Here is a 26,756-nt window from a genome sequence, read left to right on the forward strand (position 1 = left end):
GGGCCGTCATGATTGTCCGCATCATGGGGGAAGGTCAGGTGAAGCTGGCCGACAGCCACTTCACCGAGCTCAACAAGCTGGACGACGAACTGCTCGCGGAAATGGAGAGCGGTGACGGGGAGGGCTTCCGGCGCACGCTGGGCGCGCTGCTCGAAGCCGTACGGCGGCTCGGCGAGCCGCTGCCGGACGACGCGCTGGAGCCGTCCGAGCTGATCCTGCCCGCTCCGGGCGCGACTCTGGACGAGGTCAGGGAGATGCTCAGCGACGACGGCCTGATCCCCGGCTGAGCGCGCACCAGGTCACCACCACAAGTTGACGGGCCCGCCCCCACTTACTCCGGAGGCGGGCCCGTCGGCGTACCCGCTGCGGTATCCGATTGCCGTACCGCCTTCAGTGCCGGGGCGGTTTCTCCAGGGAGACCACGGCCTGCTCCGGATCCGGGGTCCCCCCGATGAAGTTCTCGAACTTGCGCCGCGGCCCCGACCAGCGCCGGTCGTGGTGGAAGGCGCGCAGCCCGGCCTTGGCGCGGGCGCGCGGGCGGTTCGCGTAGAACTTCTTCGCGTACGGGGATCCGGGCCGGGCCAGCCGGATCGCGCCGATGAGCGCGACGAAGGGGATGACCACCCCGAAGATGGCGGTGCGGGCCTTGCCCTTCCACAGGGCGATCAGGGCGAGGAAGAAGTTGGTGGCCGTGTTCATGGCGACCAGGCCGCGGCTCTGTCTCTCCTCGGCGGTCAGGTCGTTCACCCCGAAGGGGACGAACCCGCCCAGGACCAGGGCCACCAGTGCGGCCGTGAGGACCACGACCTCCACGCTCTTGCGGCCCTCCTCGCTCCAGTACACGTCGTCGAGGTGCAGGATGAGCGCGAACTCGTCCAGGACCAGCCCCGCGCCCAGCCCGAAGATCACGGCCGAGAGTCCCGCGCCGAAGCCGTGCCGGGCGCTGCCGACCGCGCCGAAACCGCCGATGATCACGAGGATCACGCCGGGCACCACGTGGTGGATGTGCATGCCGCCCGGGGTGACGTTCCTGAAGGGCCCCTTGCCGGCCCGGATCATCCGGGTGATCACGCGGGTGACCAGGAACGACGTCACGAAGGCGAGCAGCGCGAGGAGCATGGGCAGCTTCCCCGGTTCGACGATGTTCCGGTACCACCAGTGACCCATCCCACTGACTCCCTATTTGGTAGGTAATGGGCAATTTACCGTCCGTGGCGAGCGGGTAGCGTTCGCGCCGATGACAGATTCGTTCGAAGACCAGCCCGAAGCGCCGCCCGCGGACCGCGCCTCGTTCGCCGACGGCGTCCGTTTCGCCTTCGGCACGCTCACGGTGCTGCCCGCCCGCATCACCCGATGGGACCGCCCCGCAGCCCGCACCGGGATGGCCTGCGCCCCGCTCGCCGGGCTGGCCGTGGGCCTGCTCGCCGCCGTGCCCGGGGTGCTCCTGCTGGTGCTCGGCGGCGGCCCGCTGCTCGCGGCGGCCGTCACCGTCGCCGTGCCGGCCGGCCTGACCCGGGGGCTGCACCTGGACGGACTCGCCGATACCGCGGACGGCCTGGGCAGCGCCAAACCGGCCGGCGACGCGCTGCGCATCATGAAGCAGTCCGACATCGGCCCCTTCGGGGTCGTGGCCCTGGTGATGCTCCTGCTGGTGCAGGTCGCCGCCCTGTCCCAGGCCTACGCCGACAGCTGGGCGCGCGGCGCCCTCGCCGCCGTCACCGCCGCCGTCACCGCCCGCCTCGCCATGACCCTGGCCTCCCGCGACGGCGTCCCGGCCGCCCGCCCGGAGGGCCTCGGTGCCGCCGTCGCCGGCGCGGTCCCGCGCACCACGGCCGCGGCCCTGGCCGCCCTGACCACGGTGGCCGCCGCGGCCGCCGCCCTCCCGCTGGGCCTCCCCGCGGCCGCCCGCGCCGCCGCGGCGGTCCTGGCGGCCCTGTTCGTCGCGGACCGGCTGCTGCGCCGCTGCGTACGCCGCTTCGACGGGGTCACCGGCGACGTCTTCGGCGCCCTGGCCGAGGTCTCGGCGACGACGGCCCTGGTGGTCCTGGCCCTGGGCTGAAACCCTCCCGGATGATCGTCCCGGCCGCTCGTTTACAGTCCTTGACCATGCAGCGTGAGTACATCCCCGACGTATCCGTGATCATCGCCGTCTACAACGCGATGCCGTACCTCAGGGAGTGCCTCGACTCGGTCGTGACCCAGACCATCGGGCTCGACCGGATCGAAGTGATCGCCGTCGACGACGGGTCCACGGACGGTAGCGGCGTAGAGCTGGACCGCTACGCCGCCCGCCACCCGCAGATCCGGGTCGTGCACCAGCCGAACTCGGGCGGCGCGAGCGCACCCCGCAACCGGGCCCTCGACCTGGCCCGGGGCCGTTACGTCTACGTGGTCGACGCGGACGACTACCTCGGCCCGGAGGCGCTGGAGCGGCTGGTGGGGATGGCCGACGGCCAGGGCAGCGACGTCGTCCTCGGCAAGCAGGTCGGACTCGGCCGGGTCGTTTCGGACAAGGCGTACCGGCACGCCGAACACGCGGATCTGTACACGTCAGAGGTGTACCGGGCGCAGAGGAGCTTCAAGCTCATCCGGCGCCAGGTCCTGGAGTACCACCGGATCCGCTACCCGGAAGACCTCTGGTACGGCGAGGACCAGGTCTTCATGACCGCCGCGTACCTCGCCGCCCGGAAGATATCGGTGGTCGGGGACTACGACTGCTACTTCTTGCGTAAACGCCCGGACGGCGGCAACCTCACCTCGCGGTCCAGGACCGCCTGGGAGGCCGTCGAGTCCCTCGACCGCGTGATGCGCATGGTCTCGGACACGGTCCGGGATCCGGTGGGACGCCGCAGGATGCTGGGACGCCAGTTCCGGGCCCTGATCGGCAGGGTCACGAAGGCCGCGCTGGGGCGTGCGAGCCGGCCCGACTTCGCCGCCGAGGTGTACTGGCGTGCCAAGGCCATGTGCGACGCGTACTGGGCCCCCGACATGTACCGGGAGCTGTCGCACATCGACCGGATCAGGATCCACTGCTTCATGCACGGGGCGACGGAGGCCTTCGAGCAGCTCGCCGCGTACGACCCGGAGCAGGCCCCGCCGGGGCGGTTCGTCGACAACGGCCGCGTGTACCGGCTCTTCCCGTTCTTCCGCGACCCCGCCGTCGGGCTGCCGGACGCCCTCTTCGAGATCACGGACGAGTTCAAGGTCGTGCACCGGCTCGACTCGGTGTCGTGGAAGGGCAGCCGGGTGCGCCTCACCGGCCTCGGGTACATCGCCTCCCTCGAAACCGGACGGATGGGCTCCGAACTGGCGCTGCGGCAGCGCGAGACCGGCGTGGAGCACCTGGTCCCGGTCACCGCGCGCGGGTCCGCCCCCGTCGTCGCCCCGGCCGCCTTCGAGGTGGTCGCGGACCCCGACGGCGGGCCGGTCCTCCCCGAGTTCGAGGTGGAGGTGGACCTCGCGTCCATCGGCGGCGGGCCGATCCTCCCCGGCACCTGGGACCTCTTCCTCAACGTCCGCACCGACGGCGTGATGCGCCCGGCCCGTCTCGGCCGCAACGCGGCACCCGGGCTCGACCGGACGGCGCGCCGGCCCCGCGTGGTCCACCAGGACCACGCCTCGGGCACCGAACTGGCCGCGACCGTGTTCTTCACCGCGGGCTACGACAACGTCAGCATCGAGGTGGCCCGCAGGCTCCCGCTCCCGGCCGCCGCCCCGGCTCAGGCCGGCTGATCCGCGCCGCGCGGGCACGGCGTAGGGTCGGGGCGTGGAAGAGACCGCGACTCCGGACCCGACGCCCATCAGGGTGCTGCTCGCCGACGACCAGGCGCTGCTGCGATCCGCCTTCAAGGTGCTCGTCGACTCCGAGCCCGACATGCAGGTCGTCGGGGAGGCCTCCGACGGGGCCCAGGCCTTCGCGCTCGCCCGGGAGACCCGCGCCGACGTCGTCCTCATGGACATCCGGATGCCCGGCACCGACGGGCTCGCCGCCACCCGGATGATCAGCGCGGACCCGGAACTCGCCGCCGTGCGCGTGGTGATGCTCACGACCTTCGAGGTCGACGAGTACGTGGTCCAGGCCCTGCGCGCCGGTGCCTCCGGCTTCCTCGGCAAGGGCGCCGAGCCCGAGGAGCTGCTCAACGCGATCCGGGTGGCCGCCGCCGGCGAGGCCCTGCTCTCCCCGACCGCCACCAAGGGGCTCATCGCCACCTTCCTCGCCCAGGGCGGCGGCGCCGACCCGGCCGCCGCCGGGGCCTCGGCCGGCTCGCACGCCGAGCGGCTGGCCGCGCTGACCGTCCGGGAGCGCGAGGTCCTCGTCCATGTGGCCGCCGGGCTGTCCAACGACGGGATCGCCGGCCGGCTGGAGGTCAGCCCGCTCACCGTCAAGACCCACGTGAACCGGGCCATGGCCAAGCTCGGCGCACGCGACCGGGCCCAATTGGTGGTCATCGCGTACGAATCGGGACTTGTCCGGCCCCGCGCGGAGTAGCGGCGTACACGGCGCAGTAGTGCGGCGTACTGCGGACGCGGTATGCCGCACATAAGGACGGGACCTGGGAGCGACGCACCACGCCCGCACCGGGGGACAGGCTGGGAACGCCCTCGCGTTCGCCACTGCAGAGAGACCCACACCCATGTCCTGGCTGTCCCGCTTCAGCCTTGCCCAAAGGGCGTTGATCGGCCTCGTGTCGCTCGTCGCGCTCCTCTTCGGCGCCATCGCCATCCCGCAGCTCAAGCAGCAGCTGCTGCCGTCCATCGAACTGCCGATGGTGTCCGTGCTCGCGCCGTACCAGGGCGCCTCGCCCGACGTGGTGGAGAAGCAGGTCGTCGAACCGATCGAGGCCATGCTCAAGGGCGTCGACGGAATCACCGGCATCACGTCCACCGCCAGCGAGGGCAACGCCCTCATCATGGCCACCTTCGACTACGGCGACAGCGGCACGAAGCAGCTCGTCGCCGACGTCCAGCAGGCCGTCAACCGGGCCCGGGTCCGGCTGCCCGCCGAGGTGGACCCGCAGGTGGTCGCCGGTTCCACCGACGACATCCCGACGGTCATCCTCGCCGTCACCTCGGACAAGGACCAGCAGGCCCTCGCCGACCAGCTGGAACGTTCCGTCGTCCCCGTCCTGTCGGACATCGAGGGCGTCGGCCAGGTCACCGTCGACGGCGTCCAGGACCTCCAGGTCACCGTCACCCCCGACAACGCCAGGCTCGCCGCCGCCGGAATCGACGGAGCCGCCCTCGCCCAGGGCCTCCAGGCGGGCGGCGCGACCGTCCCCGCTGGCTCCTTCGACGAGGCCGGCAAGAACCGGACCGTCCGCGTCGGCGCCGGCTACACCTCCCTCGCCCAGGTCGAGGACCTGCGCCTGAGCCCCGGCCCCGGCAAGCCGGCCGTCCGCCTCGGCGACGTCGCCACGGTGAAGCAGGAGGCCGCCAAGGCCGTCTCCATCACCCGCACCAACGGCAAGCCCAGCCTCGCCCTCGTCCTCACCATGGACAAGGACGGCAGCGCCGTCGCCATCTCCGACGCCGTCAAGGACAAGCTGCCCGAGCTGCGCTCCACCCTCGGCGGGGGCGCCGAGCTGACCGTCGTCAGCGACCAGGGCCCGGCCGTCGCCAAGTCCATCTCCAGCCTCACCACCGAGGGCCTGCTCGGCCTGGTCTTCGCGGTGATCGTGATCCTGGTCTTCCTGGCCTCGCTGCGCTCGACGCTGGTCACCGCGGTCTCCATCCCGCTGTCCGTCGTCCTCGCGCTGATCGTGCTGTGGACCCGCGACCTGTCGCTGAACATGCTGACGCTGGGCGCGCTCACGATCGCCATCGGCCGCGTCGTCGACGACTCGATCGTGGTCCTGGAGAACATCAAGCGCCACCTCGGCTACGGCGAGGAGCGCGAGAGCGCCATCATCACCGCGGTCAAGGAAGTGGCCGGCGCGGTCACCTCCTCCACGCTCACCACCGTCGCCGTCTTCCTGCCGATCGGCCTGGTCGGCGGCATGATCGGCGAGCTCTTCGGCTCCTTCTCGCTCACCGTCACCGCGGCCCTGCTGGCCTCGCTGCTCGTCTCGCTGACGGTCGTACCGGTGCTGTCGTACTGGTTCCTGCGCGCGCCCAAGGGCGTGGCGTCGGGGGACGCCGAGAGCATGGCCAAGGCCCGCCGCGAAGCCGAGGAGAAGGAAGCGCGCAGCAAGCTCCAGGGCTTCTACGTGCGGGTCCTGGGCTTCGCCACCCGCCGCCGCCTGACGAGCGTGGGCATCGCGGTCGTCGTCCTCGTCGGCACCTTCGGCATGACCCCGCTGCTCAAGACCAACTTCTTCGACCAGGGCGAGCAGGACGTCCTGACGGTCAAGCAGGAACTGGCCCCCGGCACCTCCCTGGCCGCCACCGACGAGGCGAGCCGCAAGATCGAGCAGGTGCTGGCCTCGGTCGACGGCGTCAAGAGCCACCAGGTCACCGTCGGCTCCTCCGGCTTCCTCGCCGCCTTCGGCGGCGGCACGGGCTCCAACCAGGCCTCGTTCCAGGTCTCCCTGAAGGACTCCGGCAAGGCCGAGAGCGTCAAGAAGCAGATCGAGGGCAAGCTGGCCGCCCTCGACGGCATCGGCGAGACCCGCATCTCCGCCGGCGACGGCTTCGGCAGCCAGAACCTCAGCGTCGTCGTCAAGGCCGGCGACGCCGCGGTCCTCGCCAAGGCCGCCGAGCAGGTCCGCGCCGAGGTCGCGACCCTGAAGAACGTCACCGACGTGCAGAGCGACCTCTCCCAGTCCGTGCCCCGGATCTCGGTGACCGCCACCCCCAAGGCGGCCGAACTGGGCCTGAACCAGGCCGCGCTCGGCGGGATCGTCGCCCAGGTCGTACGGGGCAACCCGGCGGGCAAGGCCGTACTGGACGACACCGAGCGGGACATCGTCATCAAGTCCGCCTCGCCGGCCACCACCCTGGCCGAGCTCCAGGCCCTCCCGGTCGGCCCCCTCAAGCTCGGTGACATCGCCGAGGTCAAGGAGGTCCCCGGCCCGGTCGCGATGACCCGGATCGACGGCGCCCGCGCCGCCACCATCACCGCGCGGCCGGTCGGCGACAACACCGGTGCGGTCAGCTCCGTCCTCCAGACGAAGATCAAGGCCCTGGACCTTCCGGACGGCGCCACGGCCTCCATCGGCGGTGTCTCCGAGGACCAGGACGAGGCCTTCGCCTCGCTCGGCCTGGCCATGTTCGCGGCCATCGCGATCGTGTTCATGCTGCTGGTCGCGACCTTCCGCTCGCTGGTCCAGCCGCTGATCCTGCTCGTCTCCATCCCGTTCGCGGCGACCGGCGCGATCGGCCTGCTCCTCGTCACCGGCACCCCGATGGGCGTCCCGGCGATGATCGGCATGCTGATGCTGATCGGCATCGTCGTGACCAACGCGATCGTCCTGATCGACCTGGTCAACCAGTACCGGGCACAGGGCCTCGGCGTCGTCGAAGCCGTCGTCGAGGGCGGCCGGCACCGACTGCGCCCGATCCTGATGACGGCCCTCGCGACGATCTTCGCGCTGCTCCCGATGGCGCTGGGCGTCACCGGCGAGGGCGGCTTCATCTCGCAGCCGCTCGCGGTCGTGGTGATCGGCGGCCTGATCACCTCGACGCTGCTGACGCTGCTTCTGGTGCCGACCCTCTACACGATGGTGGAACTCCGCAAGGAGCGCCGCCGCGCGAAGAAGACGGCCCGCCTGACGGTGGTCCCGGCCCCGGCGCAGCCCTCGGACGAGGAGTCCCCGGCCCGCGTCTGACCCGTGCACGGTGAGGGGCGCTCCGCAGCCGCGGGGCGCCCCTTCGCGTCACAGGAGGGACAGGTATTCGGAGGTCGTCTCCCGGACCGCGCGCAGCACGGCCAGGGCCACTGTGACGGGCTCCAGCACCGCGGCCCTGACCGGGTCGGTCAGCCCGCCGCCGAGGGCGTCGTAGGTGAGGGCCGGCCAGTGCCGGCGCACCTCGTCCACCAGCATCCCGGGATCCTCCTCGCCGTTGTTCTCGGCGATCGCGGCCAGCGGAGCGGCCAGGGCCAGGGCGAGGGCGTCACGCAGCGGACGTGCCAGGGAGGGCTGCCACGCGTAGTCCTGCGGCAGCCGGTTGTGCCCGATCTCCGTCAGGGCGGCGGCCGTTCCCGGCACCGCCCCGTCGTCCGCCGTCTGAACTGCCACGCGTATCGCGCTGACGACCCGGTCGAAGACCTCGCGCTCGGCCGGGGGCACGACACCCTGGGCGATGACGGCCTCCGCGCCGAACCGGGCCGCTCGCCGCGCCCGGTACGCACGCGCCACGTAGTCCGTCTCTTTCGCGGCCTCGGCACGCAGAGCGGCCACCCACAGCGCGACCTGCCCGGCGCACTCCTGCGGGGGGACGAAGACGGCCGACCGGCGGTCGGCCAGGACGAGGCCGGCCCGGCCCAGTTCGTCCAGCCGCAGCCCGGTCAGCCCCTGCACCGAGCGGACCACCGTGCCCCCGGTCACCACGGAGAGGTCGTGGAACACCTTCTCCGGCGGCAGCCCCAACCCCGAAGGCGTCCCCCGGGGCCGGATCCCGAAGTACTCCGCGGGGCGCGGGGGTTCGTCGAAGGCGGGAGCGCCCACCTCGGGGGCCACCACGACCAGCCGCCGCCCGGCCTCGGCCGCCTCCTTGAGGAGGGGCCGCAGCGGCTCCAGGGACGGGATCGGGACGGCGCACAGCAGGACCGCCGGATCCTCCACCGCCTCGGCGGGCAGGTCCGGCGGCACGCTCCCGTCGTCCAGGACGCGACCGCCCTCGATGAAGTAGCCCGTGCCCTCCTGGGAGTACTCGTCCTCCGGGGAATCGATCCGCCGGAGGGACATGATGCCGTCCATGTGCATGTCCGGCTCGGTCATCGAGCCGGCCCAGTCCCGGGGCATGACCGGGTCGCCCATCGCCGTCCGGAAGAGCGCCTCGTACTCCTTGTGCCCGTACGGCAGGGCGCCGAGCCGACGGGCCTTCCGCTCGGCGCCCTCCAGCAGCCTGCCCAGCACCCGGTCCACCTGCACCGGGTGCGCCCCGCCGTCCAGCAGCGGCTGGATCCCGGCGGTCAGCGCGTCCAGGACGACGACCGCGGTGACCCGGCCGTCACCGGCCTCCCGCTCCATCCGCCCGAACAGGTCCACGGCCAGCTGATGGCCCAGCGCCGAATACCCCGTGCCCGGCGGGATCCGCTCGACTATCCGCCCCGGGTCGGTGGTCCGCGACAGCGAGCCGTCCTCCAGGGCGAGCAGGGCCGGCCTCGGCCGGGGGCCGAGCGTCCGGCGCAGCAGCCCCGCCACCGGCGCGATGCCGGCCCGCAGTCCGGAGGCCGACCCTCCCTCCGGGACGGAGCCCGGCTCCGGTACCGCCGCCACGACCGCGAGAGGCGCCCGCCGCGCCACCTTCAACGTGCCCTGGCCGCCCAGGATCCAGCGCAGCGGGCTCTGCCGGGCGTCGCGGGCCAGCATCTCCTCGCGGACGTGCTCGTACAGGTCCTCGACCGAGACCCAGCCGTCGCCGTCCCGGTCCGCCCGCCCCGACCGCAGCCCGCCGACGGCCGCCGCGGTGAACACGGACAGTTGCCCCTCCCCGGTCTCGGTGACCGGGCCGTCGCCCTCCCAGGCCTGTTGGAGCGCGTCCGTGGCCGTGATCACCGCGACCCCGGTGTCCTTGAACTCCTCCAGCAGGTGCACGGCCCTGTCCGCCGACTTCGCGCCGCCCGGCTTGAACGCCCCGCTGTAGCAGCAGTCCAGCAGCACCAGGATTTTGCGCGAGTTGCACCCGATCAGCCGTCCGTTGACGAAGACGGCCGGGACGGAGGTGGACTCCAACAGGTCCCGGTCGGTGTCGGTCGCGGCGAAGTACAGCTGGAGCCGGGAGTCCTTGATGCCGTGGCAGGACAGGTACAGCAGGAGCTGGTCGTCGGGCTTGCGGCGGATGAAGAACCGTTCGATCTCGCGCCGCACGACGTGCGCGGGCTGATCGATGACCGACCGGACCGCGTAGCCGCCGATGGCCGGGTCGCTGAGCACCTCGGAGAGGCCCGTCGCGTCCAGGCCCGGCGAGTTCAACTGGTTGAGCCGGGTGTCCTCGTACGAGGACGTGGCGACGACCAGCGCCTCACGCACCGCCACTGGGCGGCTCCTCCGCCCTCGTGGTGCGGGCGATGAAGTGGTCCAGCAGGGCCTGACGCTGCTCCGGGCTCAGCCGGGAGGCTTCGAACTCGTCCTCCCCGATCTTGACCCGGACCCGCCGCACCCCGGCCCACTGCGCCCAGGAGTCGAAGGCGGCGACCACCGCGGCGAACAGCGGGGGCCCGACGGCGACCAGGATCTCGGCGGTGCCCAGGCCGCCCGACTTGGACCCCGTCGGCGCGGGCAGTTCCCGTACGCGGACCTCGTCCACGCCCAGTTCCTCCAGCGCCGCCACCAGCTCGGCTCGGGCCTCGGCCCGCTCCTGTTCGTCGGCATCCGGACCCGCATCGGCCAGAACCTCGATGTAGCGCGTCATGGCGATCAACTCCCCTCGGTACCAGGGAGGTTAAACGAAAGGGGCACCCCTCGGGGTGCCCCTTTCGGCGATCGGTACCGCCGGCTACGGAAGCGCCAGCATCCGCTCCAGCGCGAGCTTCGCGAAGCTCTCCGTCTCCTTGTCGACCCGGATCTGGTTCACGAGGTTTCCCTCGGCCAGGGATTCCAGGGTCCACACCAGGTGGGGGAGGTCGATGCGGTTCATCGTCGAGCAGAAGCAGACCGTCTTGTCGAGGAAGACGACCTCCTTGTCCTCCGCGGCGAATCGATTCGCCAGGCGGCGGACCAGGTTCAGCTCGGTGCCGATGGCCCACTTCGAACCGGCCGGGGCCGCCTCCAGCGCCTTGATGATGTACTCCGTCGAGCCGACGTAGTCCGCGGCCGCCACGACCTCGTGCTTGCACTCGGGGTGGACCAGGACGTTCACGCCGGGGATCCGGGCGCGCACGTCGTTGACCGAGTCCACCGAGAACCGGCCGTGCACCGAGCAGTGGCCGCGCCACAGGATCATCTTGGCGTTCCGCAGCTGCTCGACGGTCAGGCCGCCGTTCGGCTTGTGCGGGTTGTACAGCACGCAGTCGTCGAGGGACATGCCCATGTCGCGGACGGCGGTGTTGCGGCCCAGGTGCTGGTCCGGGAGGAAGAGGATCTTCTCGCCCTGCTCGAAGGCCCACTCCAGGGCCTTCTTCGCGTTGGACGAGGTACAGATCGTGCCGCCGTGCTTGCCGGTGAAGGCCTTGATGTCGGCGGAGGAGTTCATGTACGAGACGGGGACCGTCGAACCGGCGACGCCGGCCTCGGTCAGCACGTCCCAGCACTCCGCGACCTGCTCGGCGGTGGCCATGTCGGCCATCGAGCAGCCGGCGGCCAGGTCCGGCAGGACCACCTTCTGGTCGTCCGAGGTCAGGATGTCCGCGGACTCGGCCATGAAGTGCACGCCACAGAAGACGATGTACTCGGCCTCCGGCTTGGCGGCCGCGTCCTTGGCCAGCTTGAAGGAGTCGCCGGTGACGTCGGCGAACTCGATGACCTCGTCGCGCTGGTAGTGGTGGCCGAGGATGAAGACCTTGTCACCCAGCTTCTCCTTGGCCGCGCGGGCGCGCGCCACGAGGTTCGGGTCCGACGGCGACGGCAGGTCGCCGGGGCACTCCACCCCGCGCTCGCTCTTGGGGTCGGCTTCGCGGCCGAGCAGCAGCAGGGCGAGGGGCGTCGGCTGGACGTCCAAAGGCTGAGTGTCCAAAGGCTGGGCGGTGGTCACGACACGCACCCTTTCTGTTCTGCGACAAGGGAACTTCTGGAAGATCGCTTCGGCTTCTCGTCTATATGACGCTATCTATCATAACCGCTTCATGTCAGTTTGACGATGCCGATAGTGTCAATGTGACGCATCAGCCCGCGGATCCACCCCGTCCGTTCGGCTCTGCCCCCCGAGCGGTGTGCGAGCATGAATATCTGAAACAAGCGTCGGGTCCCGGAATGAATCCGCGGTCCCGCTCGTTGCCACCGACGGCAAGAGTCCGACGTTTCCCCGCCCGCGGCGGGGAGCCGCCCACTTCGGGAGTGAATGCAGATGTCCGTACAGGACGAAAAGACCACTGTGAGCGACGGCATCCTCCTGTCCGACGCCGCCGCCGAGAAGGTCAGGACCCTGCTGGAGCAGGAAGGCCGCGAGGACCTGGCGCTCCGCGTCGCCGTCCAGCCCGGTGGCTGCTCCGGCCTGCGCTACCAGCTCTTCTTCGACGAGCGCTCCCTCGACGGCGACGTCGTGAAGGACTTCGACGGCGTGAAGGTCGTCACGGACCGGATGAGCTCCCCGTACCTCCACGGCGCGTCCATCGACTTCGTCGACACCATCGAGAAGCAGGGCTTCACGATCGACAACCCGAACGCCACGGGCTCCTGCGCCTGCGGCGACTCGTTCAGCTAAACCCGGACGACGCGGGCGAACGCGTACGCACGAGGGCCCGCCACCGGTCGCATCCGACCGGTGGCGGGCCCTCGCCGCATGCCGCCGTACCCGGGCTGTTGCCGTAGCTGCTACTGCCGGGGCAGCGGCTTGCCCGTGGTCGCGTCGAGCACCTTCCGCGCGCCCAGCGGCTGCTGGAGCGTGGCGGTGACGGTCATCTCCTGCGCGAGCATGATGCAGGCCTGGCCGGGCTGGTTCGGGGTGTCCGTGATCTTCACCAGCACCGACTCCGCGGACTCGCGCGCCTCCAGCGCGTAGGTGCTGCACACGCTGCCCCAGAAGTTCACGGTGAGCTTCCGGTCGCCATCCGCGTACGAGAATCCGGGCACGGTGCGATCACCCTTCTGGCCGGGAGAGGTCTCCGGCGGAGCCTCCGCCGCGGCCGGTTCGGCCACCGAGTGCCCAGGGGCGCCACCCTGGCCCGCGACCTGGAAGAGCCAGGCCGGGACCAGGCCCCGCGCCCCGTCCACCGTCCCCGGGACCAGGCCGAGCGTGGCTCCCTTGACCGTCTCCGTGCGCGGCGGCTTCATCGGCCGGGGATCCGGGTTGCACGGGGGCGTGTCCGTGGCCCCGACCGGGGTGTCCGGACCCAGCGGCACGGAGGTCGCGCAGCCACTGGGCCCGGGGCCGGTGCCCTCCTGGCCGCTCGACCGTGCGTTCAGCCGGGCCAGCGCCTCCACGGCCCCGACCACCGGCTGCTCCGCCGCGGCCACCGGGGCCTTCAGCTCGCCGCTGCCCGCCACCACGGAGCCGTCGCCGGCCACGCTCACCCTGGTCGACCAGCCCTGCGTGGGCAGCCCGCCGAACTCCGGGTCCGCCGTGACCACCCGCACGGAACCCTGCGCGAGCCGGGCATCGGTCGGGCTGCCCTCCAGGCCCGCGGCGGCCAGCACCGGCCGGGCGGCGGCCTTCGCGGCCTCCTCCGACACCGGCTTGCCCGCGCTCGGGGCGACCGTGCTCGGGGCGACCGGGTTGCCCATGTCCTGCGGGAGGGTGGCCGGGCCGCAGGTGTCCTTGCCGCGCACGCAGTCGTCGCCCACACCGTTGCCGGGCGAGGCCTTGTGGCGGGCGAAGTTCCAGGTCCCCGGAGCCTTCGCGGTCACCGTGAGCCGGGGCCCGGAGCCGTCCGCCGGCTCCCCGGCCAGCCAGACGTCCCCGGTGAGCCGCGGGGTGCCGGGGATGCCGAGGGACGCCGCGAGCCGGGCCACCTCCGCCGAGGTGACCTCCCCGGACGCGGAGAAGGCGGGCGCCGTCGCAGGGCCCTCCGGGAGCTTGACGTCGGCCCGGTACACCACGGGCCCGCCGGCCGGATCGGGCTCCCCGGGCGCGATGCCCGGCCCCGTCGGACCCCCCGCGTCACGGGGCGCGGAGTCCGCCTGGCTCCGAGCCCCGTCGTCGTGGGCCGCGGCGCCCCAGTACGCGGTCCCGCCGCCGACCAGCAGCACGGCGGCCGCGATCGAGCCGACGGCCCAGACGGGCCGACGGCGCGTGCCGCGTGATGTGTCCGCTGCCTCGGCCGTACCGACCGTGTCGGCCGCATCGGCTGTATCGGGTCGTTCGCTGGTCACCGCATCGCTCCTTCACCGGTCCCGCCTGCCTGATGCGGGTGTGACGGAACAGACGCGCAACCGGTTCCCCTTCCCGTCCTCCCGTCCTACTGGTCCCCGTACGCGGCGGTGGAGGCGATCAGCCGCGCCGAGGCGGCCGGGACGCGGATCCCGTGGATCTGCGAGGGAGCCACACGAGCCGGCCGGGGGCCGGCGGGAACCGCCCAATGCGGGGCCATCCGGGCGCAATCGCCCAGCAGGCCGGCGAACCCGGGCTGCCGAGGGCCTTCCGCGCCGGGGCGCTCGGCGGTGTACTCGGAATAGCCGAAACCGTCGGTGTAGGTCATGCAGGCACCGTAGGCACCGCCGCTCATGCGAAGAAAGACCTACTACGGGGTAGTTTCGCGGGTTCGGCCCGGCGCCGTCGACCGGGTAGTTTTGACTGTCCCCCTCGCCGTCCTCCGCAGGAGCGTCCACGCCGTGCGCATCGCAGTCACCGGCTCCATCGCCACCGACCACCTCATGACCTTCCCCGGCCGTTTCGCCGACCAGCTCGTCGCGGACCAGCTGCACACGGTCTCCCTGTCCTTCCTCGTCGACAACCTCGACGTCCGGCGGGGCGGCGTCGGACCGAACATCTGCTTCGGCATGGGGCAGCTCGGCAGCCGCCCGATCCTGGTCGGCTCCGCCGGCTACGACTTCGACGAGTACCGCGCCTGGCTGGACCGGCACGGCGTCGACACCGAGTCGGTCCGCATCTCCGAGGTGCTGCACACCGCGCGCTTCGTGTGCACCACGGACGCGGACCACAACCAGATCGGCTCCTTCTACACGGGCGCGATGAGCGAGGCCCGCCTGATCGAGCTGAAGGCCGTCGCCGACCGCGTGGGCGGGCTGGACCTGGTCCTCATCGGCGCCGACGACCCCGAGGCGATGCTCCGCCACACGGAGGAGTGCCGGACGCGGGGGATCCCCTTCGCCGCCGACTTCTCGCAGCAGATCGCCCGCATGGACGGCGAGAACATCCGCACCCTGATGGAGGGCGCGACGTACCTCTTCTCGAACGAGTACGAGAAGGGCCTCATCGAGTCGAAGTCGGGCTGGACCGACGCGGAGATCCTGGCCAAGGTCGGCACCCGGGTCACGACGCTGGGCTCGCAGGGCGTGCGGATCGAGCGGGTCGGGGAGGAGCCGATCGTCGTGGGCTGCCCCGAGGAGAACGCGAAGGTCGACCCGACGGGTGTCGGCGACGCGTTCCGTGCCGGGTTCCTGACCGGGCTGGCCTGGGGCGTCGGCCTCGAGCGCGCCGCGCAGGTGGGCTGCATGCTGGCCACCCTCGTCATCGAGACGCTGGGCACGCAGGAGTACACCCTGGCGCGGGCGCACTTCATGGAGCGCTTCACGAAGGCGTACGGCGACGCGGCCGCCGCCGAAGTCCAGGCCCACCTCACCGCCTGACCTCCGGCCCGGCCGCCGGGTCCCTGCGGCGCCCCTGCCCGGGGGTGCCGCAGGCAGGGGCTCTGCCCGGCGCGATTGCGGGCGCGGCGCCGCTGCCGGGGCGGAGCCCCGGTCTTTGAGCCGCGCCGGACAGCCGGCCCCCGCCGACGTCACCGCAGGCGGCGCACCGTGTAGGCCACCCCGACTTCGCGCGGGGATTCGCCCACGTACGCGTGCCCCCGCATCCCGCACCACGCGGGGATGTCCAGCCGGGCCACCTCGTCGTCGGAGACCACCGTCACCGTGCCGCCCACCGGGACGGTGCCGATGGCGCGGGCCAGCTCGATCACCGGCTGCGGGCAGCGGAGCCCCAGCGCGTCGAGCTCGACGGAGTCCGCCACCGGCGCCACCGCAGCGGGTTCCGATACGCCCAACTGCCTCCGTACGTCCGCCACCGCGCCCGGCAGGACCTCCAGGAACGCGTTGACCTCCTCCGCCGGCGTCCCCAGCGGGAGCGAGACCCGTACGTTCCCCTCCGACAGCACCCCCATCGCCCGCAGCACATGACTCGGGGTCAGCGTGGAGCTGGTGCACGACGAGCCCGAATTGACCGAGAAGCCCGCCCGGTCCAGCTCGTGGAGCAGCGTCTCCCCGTCGACGTACAGGCAGGAGAAGGTGACCAGGTGGGGGAGTCGGATGTCGGGGTGGCCCACCACCTCCACGTCCGGGACGAGGCGGACCACCCGCCGCCGGATGCGGTCCACCAGGATCCGCAGCCGGGCCGCCTCCGCCTCCGCCTCCGCCCGTACGGCCCTCAGCGAGGCCGCCGCCGCCACGATCGCGGGGAGGTTGACGAAGCCGGGGGAGCGGCCCGACTCCCTTTCGTCCGCCGGGCCTTGGGGCGAGAAGCGGACCCCCTTGCGGACCGCGAGCAGCCCCACCCCCGGCGGGCCGCCCCACTTGTGCGCGCTCGCGGCGAGCACCGACCAGGCGCCCTCCACCGGGCCCCAGCCCAGCGACTGCGCCGCGTCGACGAGCAGCGGCACCCCCGCCGCCCCGCAGACCTCCGCGACCTCCGCGACCGGCTGGACCGTGCCCACCTCGTGGTTGGCCGACTGCAGGCAGGCCAGCGCGGTCGAGGGGCCCAGCGCGTCCGCGTACCCGGCGGGAGCCACCGCGCCGAACCGGTCCACGGGGACCTCCGTCACCGCGCCGCCGCCCGCCGCGTGCACCTCGGCCGCATGGAGCACAGAACTGTGTTCGACCGCGGACACGACCAGACCGTCCCCGACACGCCGGCGCCCCGCGAGGACCCCCGAGACCCCCGCGTGAACCGCGTGCGTCCCCGAAGGAGTGAACACGAGCTCGTCCGCGCGGCATCCCACCGCCTCCGCGGCGGCCTCTCGCGCCGCGTCGAGCAGCAGCCGCGCTCTCCTTCCCTCCCGGTACAACCGGGCCGGATCGGCCCACCCCTCGTCGAGGGAGGCCTGCAAGGCCTGGCGTGCCACGGGGTGCAGGGGCGCGGCGGACGCGCTGTCGAAGTACGGCATACGGGCACGCTAACCGGAGCCCGGCAGCCGCCGAGGTCAGGGGCCGTCAGATGGCTTCCGGAGGCCGCCATTCAGGGGTGTTCGGCCGGTGCTCGACCCGTCCCCCGTACGGCGGATCCATCCCTTCGGGGGCCCTGGCGGCGCGTTGGGCACCCTCCCCGCGCGACCTCAAATAGCGTCCAGTAGGGTTTGGTCCGCATAAACATCCAAACCCCTGCCTGCGTCAGGGCCGGCGACCGACCCGAACACGGCCGCGGCCGGCCGCGCGGGCCGAGACTCTCGGGAAGGCGCTACGTGAGTCCCTACGGCTCCGACCGCTCGCCGCGGCGCCCGATGCGGCGGAAGCTGCTGCAGGCGCTGACTGCGGGCGCGGTCCTGGTGACCGCCACAGGTTGCACCTCGCTTACATGGAAAGACTTTCCCCGCCTCGGAATGCCGACTCCGGTAACCGAGGAGGCTCCGCGCATCCTCTCCCTGTGGCAGGGGTCCTGGGCGGCCGCCCTCATCACGGGCATCCTGGTCTGGGGCCTGATCATGTGGTCCGTCATCTTCCACCGGCGCAGCCGGACGAAGGTGGAGGTCCCCCCGCAGACCCGTTACAACATGCCCATCGAGGCGCTGTACACGGTGGTCCCGCTCATCATCGTCTCGGTGTTCTTCTACTTCACCGCGCGTGACGAGTCGAAGCTGCTGGCGCTCACTCCCAAGCCGCCGCACACCATCAACGTGGTCGGCTACCAGTGGAGCTGGGGCTTCAACTACATCGAGAACGTCGATGGAGACGCGGCCACCCCGAAGGCGGGCGAGGTTCCCAAGGAGCTCTCCGCCATCCCGGACCGCTTCACCAAGCAGTTCCCGGCCGGTGCCGAGGGCGTCTACACCAAGGGTGTCCCCGCCGACCGGAACCCGGAGACGGGCAACCCGGGCCCGACCCTCGTCCTCCCCAAGGGCGAGAAGGTCCGCTTCATCCTGTCGTCCAATGACGTCATCCACTCCTTCTGGGTGGTCCCCTTCCTGTTCAAGCAGGACGTCATCCCGGGCCACACCAACGTCTTCGAGGTCACCCCGACCGAAGAAGGCACCTTCATGGGCAAGTGTGCCGAGCTCTGCGGCGTCGACCACTCCCGCATGCTCTTCAACGTCAAGGTGGTCTCCCCGGAGGCCTACAAGGCGCACCTGAAGGAGCTGGCGGAGAAGGGTCAGACCGGCTTCCTCCCGGCCGGCATCAAGCAGACCGACCCGGCCCGGAACGCGGAGACGAACCAACTGTGAGCATCCTCAACGAATCCCAGGGTGCCGCCGCAGCCGACTCGTATGAGAACGAGCTGCCTGTGCGGCGCAAGCAGCCGGGCAACGTGGTCGTGAAGTGGCTCACCACCACCGACCACAAGACCATCGGCACGATGTACCTGCTCACGTCGTTCGTGTTCTTCATCATCGGCGGCGTCATGGCTCTGTTCATGCGCGCCGAGCTGGCCCGCCCGGGCACGCAGATCATGTCGAACGAGCAGTTCAACCAGGCGTTCACGATGCACGGCACGATCATGCTGCTGATGTTCGCGACGCCGCTGTTCGCCGGATTCGCGAACTGGATCATGCCGCTGCAGATCGGCGCGCCCGACGTGGCGTTCCCGCGGCTGAACATGTTCGCGTACTGGCTGTACCTCTTCGGCTCGATCATCGCGGTGGCCGGTTTCGTCACCCCGCAGGGTGCGGCCGACTTCGGCTGGTTCGCCTACTCGCCGCTGACCGACGCCGTCCGCTCGCCGGGCATCGGCAGCGACATGTGGATCATGGGTCTGGCCTTCTCCGGCTTCGGCACGATCCTCGGCTCGGTCAACTTCATCACCACGATCATCTGCATGCGCGCTCCGGGCATGACGATGTTCCGCATGCCGATCTTCACCTGGAACGTGCTGCTGACCGGTGTCCTGGTCCTGCTCGCCTTCCCGGTTCTGGCCGCCGCGCTCTTCGCGCTGGAGGCCGACCGCAAGTTCGGCTCGCACATCTTCGACGCGGCCAACGGCGGCGCGCTGCTGTGGCAGCACCTCTTCTGGTTCTTCGGACACCCAGAGGTGTACATCATCGCGCTGCCGTTCTTCGGCATCATCTCCGAGGTCATCCCGGTCTTCTCGCGCAAGCCGATGTTCGGTTACATCGGTCTCATCGCGGCGACGATCGCGATCGCCGGCCTCTCGGTGACCGTGTGGGCGCACCACATGTACGTCACCGGCGGCGTGCTATTGCCGTTCTTCTCCTTCATGACCTTCCTTATCGCGGTACCGACCGGTGTGAAGTTCTTCAACTGGATCGGCACCATGTGGAAGGGCTCGCTGTCCTTCGAGACCCCGATGCTCTGGGCCGTCGGCTTCCTGGTCACCTTCACCTTCGGTGGCCTGACCGGCGTCATCCTGGCCTCGCCCCCGCTGGACTTCCACGTCTCCGACTCGTACTTCGTCGTCGCGCACTTCCACTACGTCATCTTCGGCACCGTGGTCTTCGCGATGTTCTCCGGCTTCCACTTCTGGTGGCCGAAGTTCACGGGCAAGATGCTGGACGAGCGCCTCGGCAAGATCACCTTCTGGACCCTGTTCGTGGGCTTCCACGGCACGTTCCTGGTGCAGCACTGGCTGGGTGCCGAGGGCATGCCGCGTCGTTACGCGGACTACCTCGCCGCCGACGGCTTCACCCTGCTGAACACGATCTCCACGATCAGCTCCTTCCTGCTCGGCCTGTCGATGCTTCCCTTCATGTACAACGTGTGGAAGACCGCCAAGTACGGCAAGAAGATCGAGGTCGACGACCCGTGGGGCTACGGCCGTTCGCTCGAGTGGGCGACGTCCTGCCCGCCGCCGCGGCACAACTTCCTCACCCTGCCGCGGATCCGTTCCGAATCCCCGGCGTTCGACCTGCACCACCCGGAGATCGCGGCCCTCGACCACCTCGAGGACCACGCGGGTAGCAAGGCCGTCACCGGTGGCAGCAAGGAGGCCGGCAAGTGAAGGTCCAAGGCAAGCTCTTCCTCTGGCTCTCCTTCTTCATCCTGGTCATGGCCATCGTGTACGGCGTGTGGTCGAAGGAGCCCGTCGGTACCACCGCGCTCTTCCTGGCCTTCGGCCTGAGCGTCATGATCGGCTACTACCTGGCCTTCACGGCCAAGCGCGTCGACGAGATGGCCCAGGACAACCTGGAGGCCGACGTCGCCGACGAGGCGGGCGAGCTGGGGTTCTTCGCCCCGCACAGCTGGCAGCCGCTCGCGCTGGCGATCGGTGGCGCCTTCGCCTTCATGGGCGTCATCTTCGGCTGGTGGCTCATGTACTTCTCCGCCCCGATCCTGCTGATCGGCCTGTGGGGCTGGGTGTACGAGTACTACCGCGGTGAGAACCAGAACCAGTAGCACCACCCATAGCGGCACCCGCGCGGCAGCGCCGCGTGGCACCAGGGGCCCGGACACCTCCATTGGAGGAGTCCGGGCCCCTCGTTTGCAGTCATCCCGCGCGCCGGAGTTGTCATACCTTCATAGCGTTGGCCCCATGAACCACTCACCGCGTCTTTGGACGGTACTCAGCTGCTCCCTGCTGGTCGCGTCCCTCGGGGCCGGCGCCACCGCATGCGGGTCCGACGACAATCCGCTGTCGGCGCGCCCGTACGACGCGGGCGATCAGGTCGTTTTCAACCAGACCGTCGGCAGCCGCCCCGTGGACCCCGACAAGCCCCTGGAAGTCACCACGAAGGGGGACGAGGCCCGCATCACCGACGTGACGGTCGTGGACACCCACGGCCGCCGCCTGGCGGGCGAGTTGTCTGCCAAGGGGGACCGCTGGCACAACACCGTCCCGATGGCCGCGGGCGTCCGCTACACCGTCACCGTCAGCACGGAGGACGGGAAGGGCGCCCAGGGGCGCCGCACGGTCGCCTTCGAGACCACCCCGGGCAGGGGAGTCCTCAAGGTCGAATTCGGCCCGGACGCGGGCAAATACGGCGTCGGGCAGCCCGTCACGGCCGAACTCAGCGAACCCGTCAAGGACAAGGCAGCCCGCGCCGTCGTCGAAAGGGGTCTGGTCGTCAACACCCCATCGGGCGTCGAGGGCGCCTGGCACTGGGTCGACGACAAGAAGCTGCACTACCGCCCGAAGGAGTACTGGCCCGCCAACACCACGGTCTCCGTACGGAGCAACCTGGAAGGGGTCAGGGTCTCGGACCACCTCTACGGGGCCGCGGCCAAGCCGTTGAAGCTGGAGATCGGCGACCGCGTCGAGGTCACCACGGACGCCTCCTCGCACTACCTCACGTTCAAGCGCAACGGAGAAGTGATCAACACCATTCCGGTGACCACCGGGAAACCCGGCTTCTCCACCCGCAACGGCGTCAAGGTGGTGCTCGGCAAGCAGTACTACGTCCAGATGCGCGGCGACACGGTCGGCATCGGCGGCAGCGAGTACTACAACCTCCCCGTCTACTGGGCCACCCGGGTGACATGGAGCGGTGAGTACGTGCACGCCGCGCCGTGGTCCGTCGGCTCCCACGGCTACGCGAACGTCAGCCACGGCTGCACCGGCATGAGCACGGGCAACGCCGCCTGGTTCTACGAGAACATCAACGAAGGCGACATCGTCAAGGTGATCAACAGCATCGGCGACGACATGGACATCTTCGGCAACGGCTTCGGCGACTGGAACATGGACTGGAAGGACTGGCGCGAGGGCAGCGCCCTCCTGAAGGGCACCCAGGAAGGCCGCAGCCCCGTCGACCAGGCGCGCCTGCGACCCACCGTCTGAGGCCACAAGCGCCTCCACGGCCTCCCGCGACCTCCACGGCCTCCGGGGCCCCTCAGGGCCCCGGAGACGCGCTGGCGGACCGTCAGGCGTCCAGGGACAGCCGGGAGCGCAGCAGGCCGGCCAGGACGTCCGGGAACTCCACCGGGTCCACCGGCAGGGTCACGGCCGCGTCCGCACGGCTCCACGTGGCCAGCCAGGCGTCCTGAGGGCGCCCCATCAGCAACAGCACCGGCGGACACCGGAAGATCTCGTCCTTGATCTGCCGGCACACACCCATGCCCCCGGCCGGAACCGCCTCGCCGTCCAGCACGCACACGTCGATGCCGCCCGCGTCCAGCTCCGACAGGACCGCCGGAAGCGTCGCGCACTCCACGAACTCCACCGGCGGCAGGTCCGCGGCCGGCCGACGCCCGGCCGCCAGCCGCACCTGCTCCCGGGTGCCCGCGTCGTCGCTGTAGACCAGAACCCGCGCAGTCGCCCGCATTTCGTTCCTCCACGTGTCCCGTGAATCACGTTGATGTTGCGCGGGATGCTACTCCTCCCGCTGCGCTGTCAACATCGGTTCGGCGATGTCGCACGTGAGGCCCCGGGAGGGGCTTCTGATGGGCCGTTCGGGCCTTGCACACGCCCCTGACACTCCGAACGGCACCCCCCGGGGTGAGGGCGGGATAAGCGACCGACATAATGTCGGTCGTGGCGACAGCAACGACAGTAGATACCGGGCACGCGCACCCGACGGTCAACCGGCCGAACCTCGTCAGCGTGGGAACCATCATCTGGTTGAGTTCCGAGCTGATGTTCTTCGCGGCCCTCTTCGCGATGTACTTCACCCTGCGATCCGTGACGGGCGCCGAGTTCTGGACAGAGAAGGCCTCGGCCTTGAATCTGCCCTTCTCGGCGACGAACACGACGATCCTGGTGCTCTCCTCGCTCACCTGCCAGCTCGGCGTGTTCGCCGCCGAGCGCGGTGACGTGAAGAAGCTCCGGACGTGGTTCATCATCACGTTCGTCATGGGTGCGATCTTCATTGGCGGGCAGGTGTTCGAGTACACCGAGCTGGTCAAGCACGAGGGCCTGAGCCTCTCGTCAGACCCGTACGGCTCGGTGTTCTACCTGACTACCGGCTTCCACGGTCTGCACGTGACAGGCGGTCTCATCGCCTTCCTGCTGGTCCTCGGCCGGACGTACGCGGCCAAGAGGTTCACCCACGAACAGGCCACGTCGGCCATCGTCGTGTCCTACTACTGGCACTTCGTCGATGTCGTCTGGATCGGCCTCTTCGCGACGATCTACCTGATCAAGTAGCGAAAACGTCACCGGGCCCGACCCGGCACTCCATCCAGAAACACCGACGCAGAAGATCCTGACACCGGGGTAATCCGTGAAAAAGCTCTCCGCACGACGACGCCATCCGCTGGCGGCGGTCGTCGTTCTACTCCTCGCGCTGGCGGCCACTGGGGGGCTGTACGCCGCCTTCGCCCCCGCGGGCAAGGCGCAGGCCGACGAAACCGCCCAGTCCCTCGCCATCGAGGAGGGCAAGAAGCTCTACGCCGTGGGTTGCGCAAGCTGCCACGGAACCGGCGGTCAGGGTTCCACTGACGGCCCCAGCCTGGTCGGCGTCGGCTCCGCGGCCGTCGACTTCCAGGTGAGCACGGGCCGCATGCCCGCCCAGCAGCCCGGCGCCCAGGTGCCGAAGAAGCCGGCGATCTACACCCAGGCGCAGATCGACCAGCTGGCCGCGTACATCGCGTCGCTCGGCGCCGGTCCGATCACGCCGACCGAGAAGCAGTACGACCCGGCGGGTGCCGACATCGCCAAGGGTGGTGAGCTGTTCCGCAACAACTGCGCGCAGTGCCACAACTTCACCGGCGAGGGCGGCGCCCTGACGAACGGCAAGTACGCCCCCAACCTTGAGGACGTCTCGCCGAAGCACATCTACGAGGCCATGCTCACCGGCCCGCAGAACATGCCCTCCTTCCCCGACAGCACCATGCCGGAGAAGCAGAAGAAGGACATCATCGCGTACCTGGAGAACGTCAACGGCGAGAAGTCGACCAACCCCGGTGGCCTGAAGCTCGGTGGCCTCGGCCCCGTCTCCGAGGGTCTCTTCGGTTGGATCTTCGCCCTGGGTGCGCTGATCGCTGTCGCCGTCTGGGTCGCGGCCCACACCGCTAAGGCCAAGAAGTCATGAGTAGCCAAGACATTCCCGAAGAGAAGCACCTGCCGAGCGAGCAGGGCGACGCCCACCACGGTGGCGTAGCGGTCGCGGACGACCCGTTCGCGGACCCGGGCCTCCCGGTCCACAAGCCGCGCATCCAGGACATCGACGAGCGGGCGGCGAAGCGCTCCGAGCGCACCGTCGCGATGCTGTTCACGCTGTCGATGCTGGCCACGGTCGGCTTCATCGTCAGCTACGTGACCCTGCCGGTCGACAAGATCGTGTACATCTTCCCCCTCGGGAAGGTGAGCGCGCTCAACTTCGCCCTCGGCATGACCCTGGGCACGGCGCTCTTCTGCATCGGCGCGGGCGCGGTCCACTGGGCCCGCACCCTGATGTCCGACGTCGAGGTCGCCGACGAGCGTCACCCGATCGCCGCTCCGCCGGAGGTCAAGGCGAAGGTCCTGCAGGACTTCGCCGACGGTGCGAACGAGTCCGGCATCGGCCGCCGTCCGCTGATCCGCAACACGATGCTGGGCGCGCTGGCGATGCTGCCGCTCTCCGCCGTGATGATCCTGCGCGACACGGGCCCGATGCCCGAGGACAAGCTCCGCAAGACCCTGTGGGCCAAGGGCAAGCTGCTCATCAACCAGAACACGATGGAGCCGCTGCGTCCCGAGGACGTCGTGGTCGGTTCGCTGACGTTCGCCATGCCGGAAGGCCTGGACGAGCACCAGCACGACTTCCAGACCCAGATCGCCAAGGCCGCCCTGATGATCGTCCGGATCCAGCCGGAGGACATCAAGGACAAGCAGGAGCTGGAGTGGTCCCACGACGGGATCGTGGCCTACTCCAAGATCTGCACCCACGTCGGCTGCCCGATCAGCCTGTACGAGCAGCAGACCCACCACGTGCTCTGCCCGTGCCACCAGTCCACCTTCGACCTCTCCGACGGCGCCCGTGTCATCTTCGGCCCGGCCGGTCACGCGCTTCCGCAGCTGCGGATCGGTGTGAATGACGAAGGCTTCCTCGAGGCGCTCGGCGACTTCGAAGAGCCCGTCGGTCCTTCATTCTGGGAGCGCGGATGAGCACTGCGACCACTGACACGAAGGCGCGCAAAGCGCCTGCCGGCGAGCGCGTAGCGGACTGGGCGGACGGCCGCCTGGGCATCTACAGCCTGGCCAAGTCCAACATGCGGAAGATCTTCCCGGACCACTGGTCCTTCATGCTGGGCGAGATCTGCCTCTACACCTTCATCATCATCATCCTCACGGGTGTGTACCTGACGCTGTTCTTCCACCCGAGCATGAACGAGGTCGTGTACCACGGCTCGTACGTGCCGATGCAGGGCGTCATGATGTCCGAGGCCTTCGCCTCGACTCTGGACATCAGCTTCGACGTCCGCGGTGGTCTGCTCATCCGTCAGATCCACCACTGGGCGGCGCTGATCTTCGTCGCGGCGATGATCGTGCACATGATGCGCGTCTTCTTCACCGGCGCGTTCCGCAAGCCCCGTGAGATCAACTGGATCTTCGGCTTCCTGCTGCTGCTCCTCGGCATGTTCACCGGTTTCACCGGTTACTCGCTGCCGGACGACCTGCTGTCGGGTACCGGTGTCCGCTTCATGCAGGGCGCGATCCTGTCCGTGCCGGTCATCGGCACGTACCTGTCGTTCTTCCTCTTCGGCGGAGAGTTCCCGGGCGGCGACTTCGTCGCACGGTTCTACTCGATCCACATCCTGCTGCTGCCCGGCATCATGATGGGCCTGCTGGTGGCCCACCTGATCCTGGTCTTCTACCACAAGCACACCCAGTTCGCGGGCCCCGGCAAGACGAACAACAACGTCGTCGGCATGCCGCTGCTGCCGGTCTACATGGCCAAGGCCGGAGGCTTCTTCTTCCTGGTCTTCGGTGTCATCGCGGCCGTCTCGGCGATCGCCTCGATCAACCCGATCTGGGCGCTCGGCCCGTACCGCCCGGACCACGTGTCCACCGGTGCGCAGCCCGACTGGTACATGGGTATGCCGGAAGGCCTGATCCGAGCCATGCCGGGCTGGGAGATCAACCTGTGGGGCCACACGCTCGTCCTGGGCGTGTTCATCCCGCTGATCCTCTTCCCGCTGGTACTGGTCGCGATCGCTGTCTGGCCGTTCATCGAGTCCTGGGTCACCGGGGACAAGCGCGAGCACCACATCCTGGACCGCCCGCGCAACGTCCCGACCCGTACGGCCTTCGGTGTCGCCTGGCTCACCGAGTACGTCGTACTGCTCATCGGCGGCGGCAACGACATGTTCGCCCAGTACTTCCACCTGTCGATCAACTCGATCACCTGGTTCGTCCGGATCGGCTTCTTCGTCGCCCCGGTCGTCGCCTTCATCATCACCAAGCGGATCTGCATCGGCCTCCAGCGCCGGGACCACGACAAGGTGCTGCACGGTCGCGAGACCGGCATCATCAAGCGTCTGCCGCACGGTGAGTTCGTCGAGGTCCACGAGCCGCTGTCGCAGGGCAAGCTGCACACGCTCACCTCGCACGAGCAGTACAAGCCGATCGAGATCGGCCCGACGGTCGACGAGAACGGTGTCGAGCGCAAGGTGACGGCCATGGAGAAGCTGCGCGCGAAGCTCAGCAAGGGCTTCTACGCGGAGAACAACCAGCTCCCGAAGCCCACGGCCGAGGAGTACAAGGAGATCCAGTCGGGCCACGGCCACCACTGATCCCCGGCTTCACCGCACGACCGCATGACCGCATGAGGGATTGATTTCGGTCAGTCCTGGTGTCGCCAC

General features: G+C 70.1%; 23 protein-coding genes. 15 read left to right on the forward strand and 8 right to left on the reverse strand.

Annotated elements, in window-relative coordinates; translation table 11 throughout:
* Window positions 1-8: 8 nt before the first annotated feature.
* Window positions 9-287, forward strand: coding sequence for a PspA-associated protein PspAA (gene pspAA / locus OG625_RS27860; RefSeq protein ID WP_329386457.1), 279 nt, complete (start codon window positions 9-11; stop codon window positions 285-287).
* A 103-nt stretch (window positions 288-390) separates the two neighbouring features.
* Here the strand turns inward: pspAA and OG625_RS27865 are convergent, their stop codons facing one another.
* Window positions 391-1,167: a hypothetical protein gene (locus tag OG625_RS27865; protein WP_329386460.1), complete on the reverse strand. Its 777-nt coding sequence runs from the start codon at window positions 1,165-1,167 to the stop codon at window positions 391-393.
* Between the two features lie 70 nt (window positions 1,168-1,237).
* Here OG625_RS27865 and OG625_RS27870 point away from each other — a divergent pair, with 70 nt between their 5' ends.
* The 4 genes from OG625_RS27870 (at window position 1,238) to OG625_RS27885 (ending at window position 7,766) form a co-directional block, all read left to right on the forward strand.
* A complete protein-coding gene (locus OG625_RS27870) occupies window positions 1,238-2,059 on the forward strand; it encodes an adenosylcobinamide-GDP ribazoletransferase (RefSeq protein WP_329386462.1) in 822 nt (273 codons plus the stop codon).
* A gap of 47 nt (window positions 2,060-2,106) precedes the next feature.
* Window positions 2,107-3,732, forward strand: coding sequence for a glycosyltransferase family 2 protein (locus tag OG625_RS27875; protein WP_329386465.1), 1,626 nt, complete (start codon window positions 2,107-2,109; stop codon window positions 3,730-3,732).
* A 34-nt stretch (window positions 3,733-3,766) separates the two neighbouring features.
* The gene (locus OG625_RS27880; RefSeq protein ID WP_329386467.1) at window positions 3,767-4,489 is read left to right on the forward strand and encodes a response regulator transcription factor; all 723 of its coding nucleotides are present in this window, start codon (window positions 3,767-3,769) and stop codon (window positions 4,487-4,489) included.
* A gap of 145 nt (window positions 4,490-4,634) precedes the next feature.
* The gene (locus OG625_RS27885; RefSeq protein ID WP_329386469.1) at window positions 4,635-7,766 is read left to right on the forward strand and encodes an efflux RND transporter permease subunit; all 3,132 of its coding nucleotides are present in this window, start codon (window positions 4,635-4,637) and stop codon (window positions 7,764-7,766) included.
* A gap of 48 nt (window positions 7,767-7,814) precedes the next feature.
* Here the strand turns inward: OG625_RS27885 and OG625_RS27890 are convergent, their stop codons facing one another.
* The 3 genes from OG625_RS27890 to nadA all read right to left on the reverse strand — a co-directional run bounded on the left by OG625_RS27890 (window position 7,815) and on the right by nadA (window position 11,802).
* Window positions 7,815-10,139, reverse strand: a complete 2,325-nt coding sequence (locus OG625_RS27890; RefSeq protein ID WP_329386471.1) for a caspase, EACC1-associated type — start codon at window positions 10,137-10,139, stop codon at window positions 7,815-7,817.
* Window positions 10,126-10,515: a hypothetical protein gene (locus OG625_RS27895; RefSeq protein WP_329386473.1), complete on the reverse strand. Its 390-nt coding sequence runs from the start codon at window positions 10,513-10,515 to the stop codon at window positions 10,126-10,128. The genes OG625_RS27890 and OG625_RS27895 overlap by 14 nt, the downstream gene beginning before the upstream one ends.
* Window positions 10,516-10,599: 84 nt before the next feature.
* Complete coding sequence (nadA, locus tag OG625_RS27900) at window positions 10,600-11,802, reverse strand: quinolinate synthase NadA (protein ID WP_329386476.1); 1,203 nt, start codon at window positions 11,800-11,802, stop codon at window positions 10,600-10,602.
* Between the two features lie 303 nt (window positions 11,803-12,105).
* Here nadA and erpA point away from each other — a divergent pair, with 303 nt between their 5' ends.
* Window positions 12,106-12,462: an iron-sulfur cluster insertion protein ErpA gene (gene erpA, locus OG625_RS27905; RefSeq protein ID WP_214949940.1), complete on the forward strand. Its 357-nt coding sequence runs from the start codon at window positions 12,106-12,108 to the stop codon at window positions 12,460-12,462.
* Between the two features lie 110 nt (window positions 12,463-12,572).
* On the opposite strand, the gene OG625_RS27910 is transcribed toward erpA, so the two are convergent.
* Window positions 12,573-14,069 (reverse strand): hypothetical protein, encoded by a 1,497-nt coding sequence (locus OG625_RS27910; RefSeq protein WP_329386478.1) that lies wholly within the window; start codon window positions 14,067-14,069, stop codon window positions 12,573-12,575.
* Between the two features lie 86 nt (window positions 14,070-14,155).
* Window positions 14,156-14,395 (reverse strand): hypothetical protein, encoded by a 240-nt coding sequence (locus OG625_RS27915; RefSeq protein ID WP_329386480.1) that lies wholly within the window; start codon window positions 14,393-14,395, stop codon window positions 14,156-14,158.
* Window positions 14,396-14,528: 133 nt separating this feature from the next.
* Between OG625_RS27915 and OG625_RS27920 the strand changes: the two genes are divergently transcribed.
* Entirely contained in the window at window positions 14,529-15,506 is a 978-nt protein-coding gene (locus tag OG625_RS27920) for a carbohydrate kinase family protein (protein ID WP_329386482.1), read from the forward strand.
* A 149-nt stretch (window positions 15,507-15,655) separates the two neighbouring features.
* On the opposite strand, the gene OG625_RS27925 is transcribed toward OG625_RS27920, so the two are convergent.
* Window positions 15,656-17,035, reverse strand: coding sequence for a cysteine desulfurase/sulfurtransferase TusA family protein (locus OG625_RS27925; RefSeq protein ID WP_329386484.1), 1,380 nt, complete (start codon window positions 17,033-17,035; stop codon window positions 15,656-15,658).
* Between the two features lie 294 nt (window positions 17,036-17,329).
* Here OG625_RS27925 and ctaC point away from each other — a divergent pair, with 294 nt between their 5' ends.
* The 4 genes from ctaC to OG625_RS27945 all read left to right on the forward strand — a co-directional run bounded on the left by ctaC (window position 17,330) and on the right by OG625_RS27945 (window position 21,813).
* Entirely contained in the window at window positions 17,330-18,307 is a 978-nt protein-coding gene (gene ctaC, locus OG625_RS27930) for an aa3-type cytochrome oxidase subunit II (RefSeq protein WP_329386486.1), read from the forward strand.
* Window positions 18,304-20,037 (forward strand): aa3-type cytochrome oxidase subunit I, encoded by a 1,734-nt coding sequence (gene ctaD / locus OG625_RS27935; RefSeq protein WP_329386488.1) that lies wholly within the window; start codon window positions 18,304-18,306, stop codon window positions 20,035-20,037. The genes ctaC and ctaD overlap by 4 nt, the downstream gene beginning before the upstream one ends.
* Window positions 20,034-20,432 carry a cytochrome c oxidase subunit 4 gene (locus OG625_RS27940; RefSeq protein WP_329386491.1) on the forward strand — a complete coding sequence of 133 codons (399 nt, stop codon included), beginning with the start codon at window positions 20,034-20,036 and terminating at the stop codon, window positions 20,430-20,432. Before ctaD ends, OG625_RS27940 begins: the two co-directional genes overlap by 4 nt.
* A 136-nt stretch (window positions 20,433-20,568) precedes the next feature.
* Window positions 20,569-21,813, forward strand: coding sequence for a L,D-transpeptidase (locus tag OG625_RS27945; protein ID WP_329386493.1), 1,245 nt, complete (start codon window positions 20,569-20,571; stop codon window positions 21,811-21,813).
* Between the two features lie 82 nt (window positions 21,814-21,895).
* Here OG625_RS27945 and OG625_RS27950 read toward each other — a convergent pair whose 3' ends face one another.
* Window positions 21,896-22,297: a hypothetical protein gene (locus tag OG625_RS27950; RefSeq protein WP_329386495.1), complete on the reverse strand. Its 402-nt coding sequence runs from the start codon at window positions 22,295-22,297 to the stop codon at window positions 21,896-21,898.
* Between the two features lie 200 nt (window positions 22,298-22,497).
* On the opposite strand from OG625_RS27950, the gene ctaE reads away from it, so the two are divergent.
* The 4 genes from ctaE to qcrB all read left to right on the forward strand — a co-directional run bounded on the left by ctaE (window position 22,498) and on the right by qcrB (window position 26,687).
* Window positions 22,498-23,118, forward strand: a complete 621-nt coding sequence (ctaE, locus tag OG625_RS27955) for an aa3-type cytochrome oxidase subunit III (protein ID WP_329386497.1) — start codon at window positions 22,498-22,500, stop codon at window positions 23,116-23,118.
* 76 nt (window positions 23,119-23,194) lie between these two features.
* The gene (gene qcrC / locus OG625_RS27960) at window positions 23,195-24,004 is read left to right on the forward strand and encodes a cytochrome bc1 complex diheme cytochrome c subunit (RefSeq protein ID WP_329386499.1); all 810 of its coding nucleotides are present in this window, start codon (window positions 23,195-23,197) and stop codon (window positions 24,002-24,004) included.
* Complete coding sequence (gene qcrA / locus OG625_RS27965; RefSeq protein ID WP_329386501.1) at window positions 24,001-25,059, forward strand: cytochrome bc1 complex Rieske iron-sulfur subunit; 1,059 nt, start codon at window positions 24,001-24,003, stop codon at window positions 25,057-25,059. Before qcrC ends, qcrA begins: the two co-directional genes overlap by 4 nt.
* Window positions 25,056-26,687: a cytochrome bc1 complex cytochrome b subunit gene (gene qcrB / locus OG625_RS27970; RefSeq protein WP_329386503.1), complete on the forward strand. Its 1,632-nt coding sequence runs from the start codon at window positions 25,056-25,058 to the stop codon at window positions 26,685-26,687. The genes qcrA and qcrB overlap by 4 nt, the downstream gene beginning before the upstream one ends.
* The last annotated feature ends 69 nt before the right edge of the window (window positions 26,688-26,756 follow it).

The sequence above is a fragment of the Streptomyces sp. NBC_01351 genome (assembly GCF_036237315.1).
Taxonomy (GTDB): Bacteria; Actinomycetota; Actinomycetes; order Streptomycetales; family Streptomycetaceae; genus Streptomyces.